Here is a 15,523-nt window from a genome sequence, read left to right on the forward strand (position 1 = left end):
TGGGCGGCGCAGGTGCGACGAGGGGAGCGTTACGTGGTGGGCGGTATCACGCTGGTGAAGGACGAGCCGGACGGCCCGGGACCGGAGGGCCCGGCGGCGACGGCCGGAGCCCTCGCCGCACCGCCCCCGCCACCCCCACCGGCCGGACCCGGCCAGCCACCGGCGGACATCAGCCCCCGCAAGGTCCGCATGGTCTTCCTCGGGCTGATGCTCACCCTGCTGCTCGCGGCGCTCGACCAGATGATCGTCGCCACCGCCCTGCCCCGCATCGTCGGTGAGCTGCGCGGCCTGGAGAAGATGTCCTGGGCGGTCACCGCCTACCTCCTCGCCTCGACCATCGTCCTGCCGCTGTACGGCAAGCTCGGCGACCTCTTCGGCCGCAAGGGCGTCTTCCAGTTCGCCATCGTCGTGTTCATCATCGGCTCCGCCCTCGCGGGCTGGTCGCGCACCATGGACGAGCTGATCGCCTTCCGCGCCATCCAGGGCGTCGGCGGCGGCGGTCTCATGATCGGCGTCCAGGCGATCATCGCGGACATCGTCCCGGCCCGGGAGCGCGGCCGCTACATGGGCCTCATCGGCGCGGTCTTCGGCCTCGCCTCGGTCGCCGGGCCCCTGCTCGGCGGGTTCTTCACCGACCACGCCTCCTGGCGCTGGTGCTTCTACATCAACGTCCCGTTCGGCCTGGTCACCCTGGCCGTCATCGCGGTCGTCCTCAAGCTGCCCCGGCCCGCCGTACGCCCCCGGCTCGACGTCCTGGGCGCGGTGCTCCTCGCCGTCGCCTCCACCTGCCTGGTGCTGGTGACCAGTTGGGGCGGTACCGAGTACGCCTGGGGCTCGCGCACCATCCTGGGCCTGGCGGCGGGCGCGGTCGTCACCACGGCGCTCTTCGTCGTGGCCGAGCACCGGGCCGCAGAACCGATCATCCCGCTGCGGCTGTTCCGCGACTCCGTCTTCAACGTCACCGGCCTGGTCGGCGCGGTCGTCGGCATCGCGCTCTTCGGGGCCGCCAGCTACCTCCCCACCTATCTCCAGATGGTCGACGGCGTCAGCGCCACCGAGTCCGGGCTGCTGATGCTCCCGATGATGATGGGCATCGTCGGCGGCTCCATCGCCTCCGGCCAGCTCATCACCCGCACCGGCCGCTACCGGATCTACCCGATCGTCGGCAGCGCCGTCTCGGTGGTCGGCATGGGGCTGCTGTCCCTGCTGGAGGCGGACACCTCCGCCCTGGCGTACAGCTTCTACCAGGCCGTCCTCGGCCTCGGCATCGGGCTGGTCATGTCCGTCCTCGTGCTCGCCGTGCAGAACTCCGTACGTCCCTCGGACCTCGGCACCGCCACCAGCGCCAACAACTACTTCCGGCAGATCGGCGGCAGCGTCGGCGCGGCCATCTTCGGCACGCTGTTCGCCGGGCGGCTCTCCGACGCCCTCGGCGTGCGCCTGCCCACCGGCGCGGAGCTGCCCGCCCCCGAGTCGATCACCCCGGAGATCGTCCACGCGATGGAACCCGCGCTGCGCGACGCCTACATCCAGGCGTACGTCGACGCGATGCCGCGCATCTTCCTCTACCTCGTGCCGGTGCTCGTGCTCGGCCTGATCCTCGCCTTCTTCCTCAAGGAGAAACCGCTGGTGTCCCACCACAGCCCCGAAGCCGCCGAGACCACGCAGATCCCCGCCGCCCGCGCCGACTCCGGCCGGCCCGCCGCCCTCGGGCACCTCGCCGGGGTCCCGGTCCACGGCAGCGTCCAGCACCCCGACGGCACCACCGTTCCCCGGGCCGCCCTCACCCTCATCGACGTCCAGGGGCAGCAGATCGGGCGCGGGGCCAGCGGCGAGGACGGGCGGTACGCGCTCAGCGTCCCCGGCGCCGGCTCCTACGTCCTGATCGCCGCCGCCGGAGGCCACCAGCCGCAGGCCGTGAGCGTCACCGTGGGCGAACGCCCGGTCGAGCTGGACGTGGTGCTCGGCGGCGCCGGACGCCTCGCCGGCTCCGTCCTCACCCCCGACGGGGCCCCGGTCCGCGATGCGGCCGTCACGCTCACCGACGTACGGGGCGAGGTCGTCGCCTCGACCCGTACGGGGCGCGAGGGCGGCTATGTCATCGGCGAGCTCATCGCGGGCGAGTACACCCTCGCCGCCAGCGCCCCCGCCTTCCGCCCCGCCGCCCTCCCGGTCAGCGTGCAGGCCGCCCGCGAGACCCGGCAGGACATCGAGCTGGCGGGCGGGGCCGTCCTGCGCGGCGTCGTCCGGGCCACCGGCGGACGGCCCGTCGAGGACGCCCGGGTCACCCTGCTCGACGCGGCGGGCAACGTGGTGGACACGCTCACCACCGGGCCCGACGGCTCGTTCCGGTTCGTCGACCTGTCGTCCGGCGAGTACACCGTGATCGCCGCCGGATACCCGCCGGTCGCCACCGTCCTCCAGGTCGCGGGCGGCGGCCGCACCGAGCGCGACCTCCAGCTGGGGCACGAGGACTGAGCCGTACGGGACCGGGGCGGGGCCCCGGGGCCCCTGGGGCCGGTGGGGCTCCATGGGTCGACGGGCCCCTAGGCCGGAGGGGTCCCAGGTGCCGGTGGGGCGCCAGGACTCAGCCGCGGAGCCACGCCCGCCCCGCGTCCTGCCCGGCCGGCTCCCGCCCCGCGTCCTGCCCGGCCGGCTCCTGCCCCGCGTCGTTCCCGGCCGGCTCCCGTACCGGGTCCTCCCGCACCAGCCGCATCAGAGCCCGCGCCCCCGGGCTCAGGCTCCGCGCCCCCGGCAGCACCACCACGCTCTCGTACACCGGCCGGTGCGCCCCCGTCAGCTCCACCGCGACCAGCCGCGCCGCCTCCGGCTTACGGGAGAAGTGGTGCGGCACCACCGCGATCCCCAGCCCCTCCTGCACCAGCTCCAGCAGGCTGTGCACGTCGTTGACCTCCAGCCCCACCGTCCGGCGCACCCCCGCCGCCGCGAACGCCTCGTCGGCGGCCCGGCGCGGCCCCCAGTCCGGATGGAAGTCGATGAACGACGCCCCCGGCAGCTCCTCCCAGCCCACCTCGGCCCGCCCGGCGAACGGATGCCCCGCCGCACACAGCAGCACCATCGGCTCCCGGGCCAGCGGCACCAGCTCCCCGCGCCACTCCGCCGGGCCGACCGTCGCAGCGAACGCCAGGTCGAGGCGTCCGCCCGCCACCCCGTCCAGCAGACTGCTGGTGCCCTCCTGGCGCAGCCGCAGCTCCATCTGCGGATGCTCCCGGTGGAACGCCGCCAGCAGCCGCGCCGGGCTCACCCCCGCCACGCACTGCTCGACCCCCACGGTCAGCGTCCCGCGCAGCAGCCCCCGCACGGCATCGACCGCGTCCCGCGCCGCCCGCGCCCCCGCCAGCGTGCGCTCCGCCTCCACCAGCAGCGCCCGCCCCGCCTCGGTGAGCCGGACCGTGCGCGTGGTGCGGCTGAACAACGGGGTCCGCAGCTCCTGCTCCAGCGCCCGGACGGAGGCGGAGAGCCCGGACTGCGAGACGGCGAGGCGCTCGGCGGCGCGGGTGAAGTGCTGCTCCTCCGCCACGGCGACGAAGTGCTCCAGCTGACGCAATTCCATGATTGAGCAATGTAGGCGATGAATCCGAGCGGAATCTCCTGTTGGACTGCTGGATCCATCTGCGGAAGCCTGGGGTCCGTACGCGTGCCGGTCCCGGCGCGCCACCCCCGTACCCCTCCCGCGGAGCCTCGTATGTACCTGCCGTCCGCCGACCGCTACTCCGCCATGCCCTACCGGCGCACCGGCCGCAGCGGTCTGCTGCTGCCCGCGCTCTCCCTCGGCCTCTGGCACAACTTCGGGGGAGACCGGACGCCCGAGACGCAGGGCGCCATCCTGCGCCGCGCCTTCGACCTCGGCATCACCCACTTCGACCTGGCCAACAACTACGGCCCGCCGCCCGGCTCCGCCGAACTCACCCTGGGCCGCGCCCTGGCGACCGACTTCGCCCACCTGCGCGACGAGATCGTCATCTCCACCAAGGCCGGCTACCACATGTGGGAGGGGCCGTACGGGGAGTGGGGCTCGCGGAAGTACCTGCGCGCATCCCTGGACCAGAGCCTGAAGCGGCTCGGCGTGGAGTACGTCGACATCTTCTACTCCCACCGGCCCGACCCCGAGACCCCCCTCGAAGAGACGATGGGCGCGCTCGACACCGCCGTACGGCAGGGCAAGGCGCTGTACGTGGGTCTGTCCAACTACTCCGCCGCGCAGACCCGCGAGGCCGCCGCCATCCTCAAGGACCTCGGCACCCCGCTCCTCATCCACCAGCCCCGCTACTCGATGCTCGACCGCCGTATCGAGGACGACGGGCTGCCGGACGTTCTCGACGAGCTGGGCGCCGGGTCCATCGCGTACTCGCCGCTGGAGCAGGGCATTCTGACCGACCGCTATCTGCACGGCATTCCGGCCGGTTCCCGGGCGGCGGGCGCCAGCCCCTTCCTGAGCGCCGACGCCGTCACCCCGCAGCTGGTGGAGCGGCTGCGCGCGCTGGACGCGCTGGCGAAGGAGCGTGGCCAGTCGCTCGCGCAGCTGGCGCTGGCGTGGGTGCTGCGCGGCGGCCGGCTCACCTCCGCCGTCGTCGGCGCGAGCAGCGTGACCCAGTTGGAGAACAGCGTCGAGGCCGCCCGGAACCTGGACTTCACCGAGGACGAGCTGTCCCGGATCGAGGAGCTGCTGCGGGACACGAAGACGGGCTGACGCCGCTCACGCACGTACAGCGGGTCAGGTGCGGGAGAGCGGTACGGGCGGGGCGGCCGGAAGGACATGGTCGCCCGCCTTGTCCGTGCTCAGGCACAGGGAGCAGACCATGGCGTCGTGGGCCGGGCAGGCGGCCAGATCCGGGCGCTCGAAGGTCTGCCGGCAGACGTGGCAGTCGTAGGTGTCCGCGCTCGGGTTGCCCTCGGCGTCCAGCAGCGGCACCGGGATGCCGTCGTCGCTCCGGCGCAGGTAGTACTTGCCCCGGGTGACGATCGCCATCACCGGGGTGAGAACGAACGCGATCACCACGGCGGCGACGGGGGAGTAGGGCTGGAGCGTGTCCCCGAAGGCGTGGAAGTACATCGCGATGGAGAGCCCGGAGGCGGCGGTGAACGCGGTCACGCCGACCGGGTTGACCGCGTAGAGCATGCCCCGGCGGAACTCCGGCGCGTGCGGGGACAGCTTCAGCAGGTACTTGTTCACCCCGATGTCGGTGGCGACGGTGACCACCCAGGCGATGGCGCAGTTGGAGTAGAAGCCCAGGATGCTGTTGAGGAAGCTGAACATGTCGGCCTCCATCAGGATCAGCGCGAAGGCCAGGTTCACCAGAACGAAGATCATGCGGCCCGGGTAGTGCTTGGTGACACGGGTGAAGGAGTTCGTCCAGGCCAGCGAGCCGGAGTAGGCGTTCGTCACGTTGATCTTGATCTGGCTGATGACGACCAGGATCACGGCCAGCGGCACCACCAGCCAGGACGGCATCATCGCGTCGAACGCGCCGCGGAACTGCTGGATCGGCTCGGTCGCGGCGGCCGGTCCCACCTCGGACAGGATGTAGACGGCGAGGAAGACGCCGATGGCCTGCTTGACCGCGCCGAGCACCACCCAGCCGGGACCTGCCATGACCATCGCGGTCCACCAACCGCGCTTGTTGGCCTCGGTCTTCGGCGGCATGAAGCGCAGGTAGTCGATCTGCTCGCCGATCTGCGCGATGAGGGAGAGGCAGACGCCCGCGCCGAGCAGCACGGACGCGGTGTTCAGGCTGCCCTCGCCGTCGGTGCCCGCGTAGGCGAGGAAGCTGTCGACCGTGCCCGGGTCGGTGGCGACCAGGTAGACCAGCGGGCCGACCATCAGGAGCAGCCAGACCGGGGTGGTCCACACCTGGAGCTTGCTCAGCGCCTTCATCCCGTAGATGACGAGCGGGATGACCATGAGGGTGGAGACGGCGTAGCCGAGCCACAGCGGCAGCCCGAAACCGAGCTTGAGGCCCTGGGCCATGATCGCGCCTTCGAGGGCGAAGAAGATGACCGTGAAGCTGGCGAAGATGACGCCGGTGACGACCGAGCCGTAGTAGCCGAAGCCGGAGCCCCGGGTGATCAGGTCCAGGTCGATGTTGTAGCGGGCCGCGTAGTACGCGAGCGGGAAACCGGTGATGAAGATGAGGGCCGCGGCCACGGTGATCGCGACCAGCGCGTTGCCGGTGCCGTGGGCCATGGCGATCCCGGCGCCGATGGAGAAGTCGGCCATGTACGCGATACCGCCGAGCGCCGTGGTCGCCACGACCATCGGGGTCCAGCGGCGGTAACTGCGCGGCGCGAAGCGGAGGGTGTAGTCCTCCAGCGTCTCCCGCACCGCCTGGGGCCCGTCAGGGGCGGCGGGCGGCGCGGGGTCCAACGGGGCAGGTTCGGCGAGCTGAGTGCGGGTATCCATGGCGGGCGACGCTAGGCAGTCGCCGTTACCCTCGCGTACGCCCGGTGTGAAGGGGGCGTTTCGGCGGACTCACGGCCCGCCGGCCGGCCGGGGTGACGCGAGGCCCCGGAGTCAGGGCGCGATGCCCACTCCGTCGATCCGGCCCCAGGCCCGCTCCTGCCCGGCCGTCAGGGCGGGCCAGCCGAGTCCGCCCGGCCGGGGCAGCACCCGGGAGGCGTACGGGGAGGGCCGGAACGCCGGATCGTAGAAGCAGCCCGTGCCGCGGCTTTGGTCGAAGGCGGCGCACGAGTCGGCCAGCGATCGCGGAGTGGGCTTGCGGCCGGTGCGGACCCAACGGTCCAGTCCTGCCATGGAGTTGGCGTACTCCGCGTCGCTCAGCCCGCTGTGCTCGCTCTCCCGGGTGAAGGTCTGCACGAGGCGGTGCTCCCGGCCCGCGCCCCGCAGCGTGGCCCGGTAGGCGGCCTCGTGCTCGACGAACGCCGTGGGGTCGTCGATCGCGTGCAGGGTGAGGACGGGCAGGGACACCCGCCCGGTGAGGTCGCTGTCCCACGAGAGGTCCCGGCGCGCGGCCGGGTCCGCCGAGAACCGCTCCACGCCCGCGTTGAGCGCCCGGTCGTCGTGCGAACCGGTATACCGCACACCCCGGTTCGAGAAGGGGTTACGTCCCCCCAGCCGGGTCGAGACGATGTCGCGGAAGGTGAACGTGGCGAACCGCAGATGCGACTCCAGGGACCGCTCCGGGATCCCGGTGACGGCCAGGATGTCGTCGAGGTTGCGCTGCTGGAGCGCGGTCCGCGCGGCCGGTTCGGCGTCGAACCCCGTGCACTCCCGCAACCGGGCGCTCAGCCCGGCGGACGTCATCGTGGAGTCCGGGCGCAGCCCCTGCCACAGCGGGTACCGCGGCTCGGTGGGACGCGGGTGGTTGCCGCAGTAATACTGGTGGACCACGCGCAGGTCGACCCGGTAGTCGTAGCCGCGCGAGCCGCCGCCCAGGACGCCGTTGGTCAGCAGCACCCCGTCGTACGCCCCGGGCTTCCGGCCGTACGTCTCGGCGACCTTGGCGGCCACGTTCCCGCCCCAGGACTGGCCGTGCACGAAGGTCCGCTCCGGCTTCCCGAACCGGTCGACGAAGACCCGGCGCACGCTCTCGGTGTCGGCCGCCGCCATCCGGGTCCCGTAGCCGCCGCGCCGGTAGGAGGAGCCCGCCCAGGCGTACCCCTCCTCGACCATGACGGCCCAGCGCTCCAGGTCCTCGGTCGAGCGGGCCGGGTCCGAGGCGTCGCCGAGATCGGGCCCGCCGTGCGCGTGCACCACCAGGGAGCCGTTCCAGCGGGTGGGGACGGCGAGCGCGTAGTACGCCCCGTTCCCGTCCCGGCCGGTGTAACACCGCGCCTTGTCTGCCAGCGCCTCCGGGCAGGCGGCGGCGACCGGGGCCCCGGCGGGGCTTCCGGCCGGGGCGGGCGCCGCCGGGGCCCGCCCCGCCGCCCCCAGGAGCAGGGCCGCGACCGTGGCGGCCAGCGCGGCCGAGCGGAACCGGTTGCGGCGGTACAGCGGTAGGGCGCGGGCGGGCACGTGGGGGGAGTTCACGGGGGCGGCTCCTGGCGTTCTGCGAAGGCGGCGGCGCCACGGGCGCCGCCCGGCACGGTCGGTGCCGGCTGCCCCGGCACGGGGGTGCGCCGGGATGCCGGATGCTAGGAAGCGCCGCACCCGGGGGAGAAGCCCCGCGCGCATTGCGTTCATAGTGTTCGCCCCGGCGGGCGGATCCGCGCCGCCCTGGCCCGTGCCGCTCACGGGGCGTACGGTGTGGCGGATGAAGATCCTCATCAGCGCGGACATGGAAGGCGCCACCGGAGTGACCTGGCCGGCCGACGTGCTGCCGGGGACTCCGCAGTGGGAGCGCTGCCGGCCGATGTTCACCTCGGACGTGAACGCGGCGGCGCTCGGCTTCCTGGACGGCGGCGCCGACGAGGTCCTGGTCAACGAGGCCCACTGGTCGATGCGCAATCTGCTGCTGGAGCGGATGGACGAACGGGTCCAGATGCTCACCGGCAAGCACAAGTCGCTGTCCATGGTGGAGGGCATCCAGCACGGCGACGTGGACGCGGTGGCTTTCGTCGGGTACCACACCGGAGCCGGTACGGAGGGCGTCCTCGCCCACACCTACCTCGCCAACTCCATCACCGGCGTCTGGCTGAACGGCGTCCGCGCGAGCGAGGGGCTTCTCAACGCGCACGTCGCCGCCGAGTACGGCGTGCCCGTCGTCCTCGTCACCGGCGACGACCTGACCTGCGTGGACGCCGAGGGGTACGCCCCCGACGCGCGGAAGGTCGCCGTCAAGGACCACGTCTCCCGTTACGCGGCGGTGTGCCGCACCCCCGCCCGTACGGCCGCCGACATCAGGACGGCGGCGAAGGCGGCCACCGCGCTCGCGGGGCGTCGGGACCCCGTCGCCGGGAAGACGTTCACCGTCGAGCTGGAGTTCGACGCCGAACATCTGGCGGCCGCCGCGACCGTGGTCCCCGGCGTCGCGGCGAGCGGTGAGAGGCGCGTCGCGTACACCAGCGCGACGATGTACGAAGGAATTCGCACGTTCAAGGCGGTGACGACGATCGTGTCGGCCGCTGTGGAGGAACAGTATGGCTGAGGCCCCCGACCTGCTCGGTCCCGTCGACCGGCAGGCCCTCGACGAAGTGGTGACGTTCACCTCCGAACTCATCCGCATCGACACCACCAACCGGGGCGGCGGCGACTGCCGGGAACGCCCGGCCGCCGAGTACGTCGCCCAGCGGCTCGCGGACGCCGGAATCGAGCCGACGCTGCTGGAGCGCACCCCCGGCCGGACCAACGTGGTCGCCCGGATCCCGGGCACCGACCCGTCGGCCGACGCGCTGCTCGTCCACGGCCACCTCGACGTGGTGCCCGCCGAGCCCGCCGACTGGACCGTGCACCCCTTCTCCGGCGAGGTCCGCGACGGAGTCGTGTGGGGGCGGGGCGCCGTCGACATGAAGAACATGGACGCGATGGTCCTCTCCGTCGTACGCGGCTGGGCCCGCGAGGGGTTCCGCCCCGCGCGCGACATCGTCATCGCCTACACCGCCGACGAGGAGGACAGCGCCGCCGACGGCTCCGGCTTCCTCACCGAGGAGCACGCCGGCCTCTTCGAGGGCTGTACGGAGGGCATCAGCGAGTCCGGGGCCTTCACCTTCCACGCGGGCGACGGCCTCTCGCTGTACCCGATCGCGGCGGGCGAGCGCGGCACCGGCTGGCTGAAGCTGACCGCCGAGGGCCGGGCCGGACACGGCTCCAAGGTCAACCGGGAGAACGCGGTGAGCACGCTCGCCGCCGCCGTCGCCCGGATCGGCGAGCACGAGTGGCCCATCCGTCTCACCCCGACCGTCCGGGCCGCGATCACCGAGATCGCCGCCCTGCACGGCATCACCGCCGACCTCGACGACCCCGCCTTCGACGTCGCCCAGCTCCTCGGCAAGCTCGGACCGGCCGCCTCCCTGGTCGAGAACACCATCCGCAACAGCAGCAACCCGACGATGCTGGACGCCGGTTACAAGGTCAACGTCATTCCCGGCCACGCCGCCGCCTTCATCGACGGGCGTACGGTCCCCGGCGGCGACGAGGAGTTCCACGCGACCCTGGACCGGCTCACCGGACCCTCGGTCTCCTGGGAGTTCTACCACCGCGAGAGGGCCCTGACGGCTCCGGTCGACTCCCCGACGTACGCCAAGCTGCGCGCCGCCGTCGAGCGGTTCGACCCGGGCGCGCACACCGTCCCGTACTGCATGTCGGGCGGCACCGACGCCAAGCAGTTCTCCCGCCTCGGCATCACCGGCTACGGCTTCACCCCGCTGAGGCTGCCCGTCGGCTTCGACTACCAGCGGCTCTTCCACGGCGTCGACGAGCGCGTCCCCGTCGACGCGCTCCACTTCGGCGTCCGCGTCCTGGACCACTACCTGCGCACCGCCTGACCTGACCGCCTGCCGACCGATCCGCGCCCCGGGGGGACCGACCTACGTGAACACCGTGCCCGCAGCAGCCCCGTACGGCAGCTGGCCGTCGCCGATCGACGCGGCCCTCGCCGCCTCGCACGACGGCCGCCCCGACCACCTCGGCGCCGTCGGGGACGAGGTCTGGTGGACCGAGCCGCGCCCCGCAGAGGGCGGCCGCCGCGCCCTGATGCGCCGCCGCGCCGACGGCACCACCGCCCTCGCGCTGCCCGCCCCCTGGAACGCCCGCAGCCGGGTCATCGAGTACGGCGGGCAGCCCTGGGCCGGCACGGTGCGCGAGGACGGCGAACTCCTCGTGGTGTTCGTCCACTTCGCCGATCAGCGGCTGTACGCCTACGCCCCCGACGGGCCGGACGACCCCTGGCCCCTCACCCCCGTCTCCGGCGTCGGCGGCGGGTTGCGCTGGGTGGACCCGCAGGTGCGCCCGGAGCAGGGGGTGAAGGGCGAGGTGTGGTGCGTGCTGGAGGAGTTCACCGGGCCCGCCCCCACCGACGTCCGCCGTGTGGTCGCCGCCGTACCGCTCGACGGGTCGGCGGCCGACGACCGGGCCGCGATCCGGGAACTCTCCGACGACCGGCACCGGTTCGTCACCGGCCCCAAGGTGTCCCACGACGGGCGACGGGCCGCCTGGATCGCCTGGGACCACCCGCGGATGCCGTGGGACGGCACGGTGGTCATGCTGGCCGACATCACCGGCACGGGTGACTTCACCGGCGTACGGCCCCTGGTCGGGGACCTCGACGAATCGGTCTGCCAGGTGGAGTGGGACCGCGACGGCAGCCTCCTGTTCGTCTCCGACCTCGCCGACTGGTGGGAGCTCCAGCGCATCCGCCCCGACGCCGTCGCGGGCGGCGTGGTCCCCAGCAGCCGGCTGCTGCCGCCCCGGGGCGAGGAGTTCGGCGGGCCGCTCTGGAAGATCGGGACGCGCTGGTTCCACCCGCTGGACAACGGGCTCATCGCCGTCCTGCACGGCAAGGGCGACCTCCGCCTCGGCATCCTCGACCCGGAGACCGGCGAACTCGCGGACACCCCGGGTCCCTGGACCGCCTGGTCCGACACGCTCGCCGTGCACGGCAGCCGGGTCGTCGGCGTCGCGGCCGGCCCCCGCACCGGCCCCGAGATCGTCGAGCTGGACACCGCGACCGGACACACCCGCACCCTCGGCACACCGCACCGCGACGCGGTAGACCCGGCGTACTACCCGGCACCCGAGTACCGCGTCTTCACCGGCCCCGACGGCCGCGAGATCCACGCCCACATCTCTCCGCCGCGCAGCCCCGAACACGTGGGCCCCGAGGGCGAGAAGCCCCCGTACGTGGTCCGGGCGCACGGCGGCCCCACCGGCCACGCCCCGCTCGTCCTCGACCTGGAGATCGCCTACTTCACCTCGCGCGGCATCGGCGTCGCCGAGGTCAACTACGGCGGCTCCACCGGCTACGGACGCCGCTACCGCGAACGGCTGCGCGGCGAGTGGGGCGTGGTCGACGTGGCGGACTGCGCGGCCGTCGCCTCGGCCCTGGTCGAGGAGGGCGCCGCCGACCCGGACCGGCTCGCGATCCGGGGCGGCAGCGCGGGCGGCTGGACCGTCGCCGCCTCGCTGACCAGTACCGGCCTGTACGCCTGCGGGACGATCCTCTACCCGGTCCTGGACCTCGAAGGATGGGCCACCGACGGGACCCACGACTTCGAGTCGCAGTATCTGGAGTCCCTGGTCGGCCCGTTCGCGGAGGTGCCCGAGCGCTACCGGGAACGCTCCCCGCTCCACCGCGCCGACCGGCTGAACACCCCGTTCCTGCTGCTCCAGGGCCTGGCCGACGTGATCTGTCCGCCCGCCCAGAGCGAGCGGTTCCTCGCCGCCGTGGCCGGCAGGGGCGTTCCCCACGCCTACCTCGCCTTCGAGGGGGAGGGGCACGGATTCCGCCGCGCGGAAACCCTGGTGCGCGCCCTGGAAGCCGAACTCTCCCTCTACACCCGGACATTCGGCATCGACCGGACCGACGTACCGCCCCTGGAGCTGACCACGTGACACCCCAGGCCCCCGGACCGGCCGCACCCCTCGCCCGGCCGCCCCGGCTGCGCCCCGGGTCCCGGGTCGCCGTCGTCGCCCCCAGCGGCCCGGTGCCCGCCGACCGGCTGGAGGAGGGCCTCGCCGTCCTGCGCGACTGGGGCCTCGAACCCGTCGTCGGCCCCCATGTCCTCAGCTCGCAAACCGAGTTGGACTATCTCGCCGGGGCGGACCGGGACCGCGCGGCGGACCTCCAGGCCGCGTGGAGCGACTCGTCCGTGGAGGCCGTGTTCTGTGCCCGCGGCGGATACGGCGCGCACCGGATGGTCGATCTGGTCGACTGGACGGCGATCCGGGCCGCCGGGCCCAAGGCGTTCGTCGGCTACAGCGACATCACCGTGCTGCACGAGGCGTTCGCCCTGCGGGCCGGGTTCGCGACCCTGCACGGGCCGATGGTCGCCACCGAGACGTTCCTCAAGGACGCGCCGACCCGGGAGCACCTGCGCGCCACGCTCTTCGAGCCCGAGACCGTGCGCACCCTCGGCCTGGAGTCGGCCGGGACCCTGGTCCCCGGCCGGGCCCGGGGCGTCCTGTACGGCGGGTGCGTCAGCCTGCTCGCCGCCGACCTGGGCACCCCGGGAGGCCGGGCCGGCGCCCGCGGCGGCCTGCTGGTGATCGAGGACACCGGGGAGGAGCCCTACCGGCTCGACGGCATCCTCACCCGGCTGCTGCGGTCCGGAGCCCTCGACGGGGTCGCCGGGGTGGCCTGCGGCTCCTGGCAGGAGTGCGGGCCGTACGAGAAGATCCGCGCCGTGCTCGCCGACCGGCTCGGCCCGCTGGGCATACCCGTGGTCGAGGAGCTGGGGTTCGGGCACGGTCCCACCGCGCTGACGATCCCCCTGGGTGTTCCCGGCGTGCTCGACGCGCCTGCGGACGGCGGGCGTTGCACGCTCACCGTCGAGGTCCCCGCCCTGCTCTGAGCCTCCTCGGCCCTCCCGCCCCCGTACCCGCCCGCGCCGTCGTCCGCGCGGGCGCGAGGGTGTGTGCGTCCGCCCGCGGAACGTGAACATCCGTCAATAACCGCTGACACATACGTTGACACGGCGATGACCCGTGTCACAGCATGAGCGCGGCCCAATACTTACCGGTCGGTAAGATGTCCTCGGCGTGGAGGTCTTCGTGTCAGGTGCTGTTTCCATAGTGCGCGGCGCGCTCGTCGCGGTCGCCGGGGCGGCCCTCGTCGCCCCTCTCGTCCTCGCCGGCCCGGCCCATGCCGAGGCCGATCCGTACACCGTCACCCCGCTGACGTTCACCGTCGATGCGGGCGACCGCACCTGCACGGTGGACGCCGATCTCTACCGGCCCGTCGGGGCCGACGCCGGCCACCCGGCCCCCGCCGTCCTCGCCACCAACGGCTTCGGCGGCAGCAAGTCCGACGGCTCCACGGACACCATCGGCAAGGCCTTCGCCGAACGCGGCTACGTCGGGCTCGTCTACTCGGGCCTCGGCTTCGGCGGGTCCGGCTGCCTGATCACCCTCGACGACCCCGCCATCGACGGAAAGGCGGCGAGCGAACTCCTGGACTTCCTCGGGGGAGTTCGCGCGGCCGACGACGGGACCAAGGCCGACTACGTCACCCAGGACGCCGACGGCGACCCGCGCGTCGGGATGATCGGCGGCTCCTACGGCGGAGCGATCCAGATGGCGACCGCCGCCGTCGACCCCCGCGTCGACGCCCTCGTCCCGCTGATCACCTGGAACGACCTCGCCTACGCGCTCGCCCCCAACAACACCGGGGCGCGCACCGGCGTCACCTCCGACACCCCCGGCGTCTTCAAGTGGCAGTGGACCAACGGCTTCTACCTGATCGGCGAAGGCCAGCCGCTCCTCAACCCGAGCCTGGACCCCTCCCGGATCAACCGGCTGGACTGCCTGCACTTCGCCACCCGCGCCTGCGAGACCATCCGGCTGCTCAACTCCGGCCGCTACCCCGCGGACAAGGCCGAGGAGATGCTCACGTACGCGCGCAGCGTCTCCCCCGTCTCCTACCTCGACCGGGTCAAGGCCCCCACCCTCATCGTCCAGGGCCAGGCCGACAGCCTGTTCAACCTCAACGAGGCCACCGCCACCTACCGGACGCTCAAGGCGCAGGGCACCGAGACGAAGATGATCTGGCAGTCCTGGGGGCACAGCGGCGGCCAGGTCCCCGGCGAACTCGACCTGAGCCAGGGCAATCTGGAGACCAGCCACGTCGGACAGCGGGTGCTGGCCTGGTTCGACCGCTACCTCAACAAGAACCCGGCCACCGACACCGGGCCCGCCTTCTCCTACTACCGCGACTGGCGGAGCGGCTACGGCACCGCCGACGACGTCCCCGCCCTCTCGCGGTCCCTGTACCTCTCCGGCGACGGCAAGCTGGTCGACAACCGCTCCAAGGTGGCGCGCGGCAGCCGCCAGTACACCAACTGGCTCGTCCCCACCAGTCACTCCGAGAGCTCCATCGCCCCGCTGATCGGACTCCCCGACCCCAAGCCGTACGACACGAAGGGAACCTACCTCGGCTGGCGCAGCGAGCCCCTCACCGCACCCCTCGACGTCGTCGGCGCGCCGAAGGCCACCCTCAAGGTCGTCTCGCCGAAGACGGAACGGGTCCAGAACAGCGGTGACGCCTCCGACAAGCTCGTCCTGTTCGCCAAGGTCTACGACGTCGCGCCCGACGGCGGCAGGAAGCTGGTGAACCGGCTCGTCTCCCCGGTCCGGGTCCCCGACGTCACCCGGCCCTTCACGGTCGAGCTGCCCGGCATCGTCCACCGGTACGAGAAGGGGCACCGCCTGGAGTTCGTCATCGCCGCCAGCGACACGGCGTACTTCGGCAACCGGGGCATCAGGCCCGTCACCGTCGTGAGCGCCCCCGAGGACACCGGCGTACTGGAGCTCCCGGTCGTCCCGGCCGGCTGACACCCCGGCGTCCCCGTTCACCCGAACGGCCGTACAGCACCGCCCCCCGGCCCCGGCATCCGCACATGCTGGGACCCCGGGGGGCGGTCGCGCGCACGACAGCGGGCCGGACGGGCGAGG

Annotated in this window: 10 protein-coding genes; 7 read left to right on the top strand and 3 right to left on the bottom strand. The window is 73.1% G+C overall.

Features of this window, described 5'->3' with window-relative positions; translation table 11 throughout:
* The first annotated feature begins 33 nt into the window (after positions 1 to 33).
* Positions 34 to 2,478, top strand: a complete 2,445-nt coding sequence (locus ACFWRV_RS03370) for an MFS transporter (RefSeq protein WP_384327455.1) — start codon at positions 34 to 36, stop codon at positions 2,476 to 2,478.
* A 109-nt stretch (positions 2,479 to 2,587) separates the two neighbouring features.
* Here the strand turns inward: ACFWRV_RS03370 and ACFWRV_RS03375 are convergent, their stop codons facing one another.
* Positions 2,588 to 3,574, bottom strand: coding sequence for a LysR family transcriptional regulator (locus ACFWRV_RS03375; RefSeq protein WP_384327458.1), 987 nt, complete (start codon positions 3,572 to 3,574; stop codon positions 2,588 to 2,590).
* A gap of 132 nt (positions 3,575 to 3,706) precedes the next feature.
* Here ACFWRV_RS03375 and ACFWRV_RS03380 point away from each other — a divergent pair, with 132 nt between their 5' ends.
* A complete protein-coding gene (locus tag ACFWRV_RS03380) occupies positions 3,707 to 4,711 on the top strand; it encodes an aldo/keto reductase (RefSeq protein WP_384327461.1) in 1,005 nt (334 codons plus the stop codon).
* A gap of 24 nt (positions 4,712 to 4,735) precedes the next feature.
* On the opposite strand, the gene ACFWRV_RS03385 is transcribed toward ACFWRV_RS03380, so the two are convergent.
* Complete coding sequence (locus ACFWRV_RS03385; protein ID WP_384327464.1) at positions 4,736 to 6,421, bottom strand: purine-cytosine permease family protein; 1,686 nt, start codon at positions 6,419 to 6,421, stop codon at positions 4,736 to 4,738.
* 111 nt (positions 6,422 to 6,532) lie between these two features.
* A complete protein-coding gene (locus tag ACFWRV_RS03390) occupies positions 6,533 to 8,008 on the bottom strand; it encodes an alpha/beta hydrolase family protein (protein ID WP_384327467.1) in 1,476 nt (491 codons plus the stop codon).
* A 223-nt stretch (positions 8,009 to 8,231) separates the two neighbouring features.
* On the opposite strand from ACFWRV_RS03390, the gene ACFWRV_RS03395 reads away from it, so the two are divergent.
* The 5 genes from ACFWRV_RS03395 (at position 8,232) to ACFWRV_RS03415 (ending at position 15,403) form a co-directional block, all read left to right on the top strand.
* On the top strand, positions 8,232 to 9,065 hold the full coding sequence (locus ACFWRV_RS03395) for a M55 family metallopeptidase (RefSeq protein WP_384327470.1): 834 nt from the start codon (positions 8,232 to 8,234) through the stop codon (positions 9,063 to 9,065).
* Positions 9,058 to 10,401: a M20/M25/M40 family metallo-hydrolase gene (locus tag ACFWRV_RS03400; RefSeq protein ID WP_384327473.1), complete on the top strand. Its 1,344-nt coding sequence runs from the start codon at positions 9,058 to 9,060 to the stop codon at positions 10,399 to 10,401. The genes ACFWRV_RS03395 and ACFWRV_RS03400 overlap by 8 nt, the downstream gene beginning before the upstream one ends.
* A 46-nt stretch (positions 10,402 to 10,447) precedes the next feature.
* Positions 10,448 to 12,466, top strand: coding sequence for a S9 family peptidase (locus ACFWRV_RS03405; protein WP_384327476.1), 2,019 nt, complete (start codon positions 10,448 to 10,450; stop codon positions 12,464 to 12,466).
* A complete protein-coding gene (locus ACFWRV_RS03410; RefSeq protein WP_384327479.1) occupies positions 12,463 to 13,425 on the top strand; it encodes an LD-carboxypeptidase in 963 nt (320 codons plus the stop codon). The genes ACFWRV_RS03405 and ACFWRV_RS03410 overlap by 4 nt, the downstream gene beginning before the upstream one ends.
* 220 nt (positions 13,426 to 13,645) lie before the next feature.
* Complete coding sequence (locus tag ACFWRV_RS03415) at positions 13,646 to 15,403, top strand: CocE/NonD family hydrolase (RefSeq protein ID WP_384327981.1); 1,758 nt, start codon at positions 13,646 to 13,648, stop codon at positions 15,401 to 15,403.
* The last annotated feature ends 120 nt before the right edge of the window (positions 15,404 to 15,523 follow it).

Source organism: Streptomyces sp. NPDC058576 (assembly GCF_042718715.1).
Lineage (GTDB): Bacteria > Actinomycetota > Actinomycetes > Streptomycetales > Streptomycetaceae > Streptomyces.

Coding starts and splice junctions, on each gene's coding strand:
- ACFWRV_RS03395 (WP_384327470.1), top strand. CDS start 8,232: ATGAAGATCCTCATCAGCGCGGACATGGAAGGCGCCACCGGAGTGACC.
- ACFWRV_RS03380 (WP_384327461.1), top strand. CDS start 3,707: ATGTACCTGCCGTCCGCCGACCGCTACTCCGCCATGCCCTACCGGCGC.
- ACFWRV_RS03400 (WP_384327473.1), top strand. CDS start 9,058: ATGGCTGAGGCCCCCGACCTGCTCGGTCCCGTCGACCGGCAGGCCCTC.
- ACFWRV_RS03375 (WP_384327458.1), bottom strand. CDS start 3,574: ATGGAATTGCGTCAGCTGGAGCACTTCGTCGCCGTGGCGGAGGAGCAG.
- ACFWRV_RS03385 (WP_384327464.1), bottom strand. CDS start 6,421: ATGGATACCCGCACTCAGCTCGCCGAACCTGCCCCGTTGGACCCCGCG.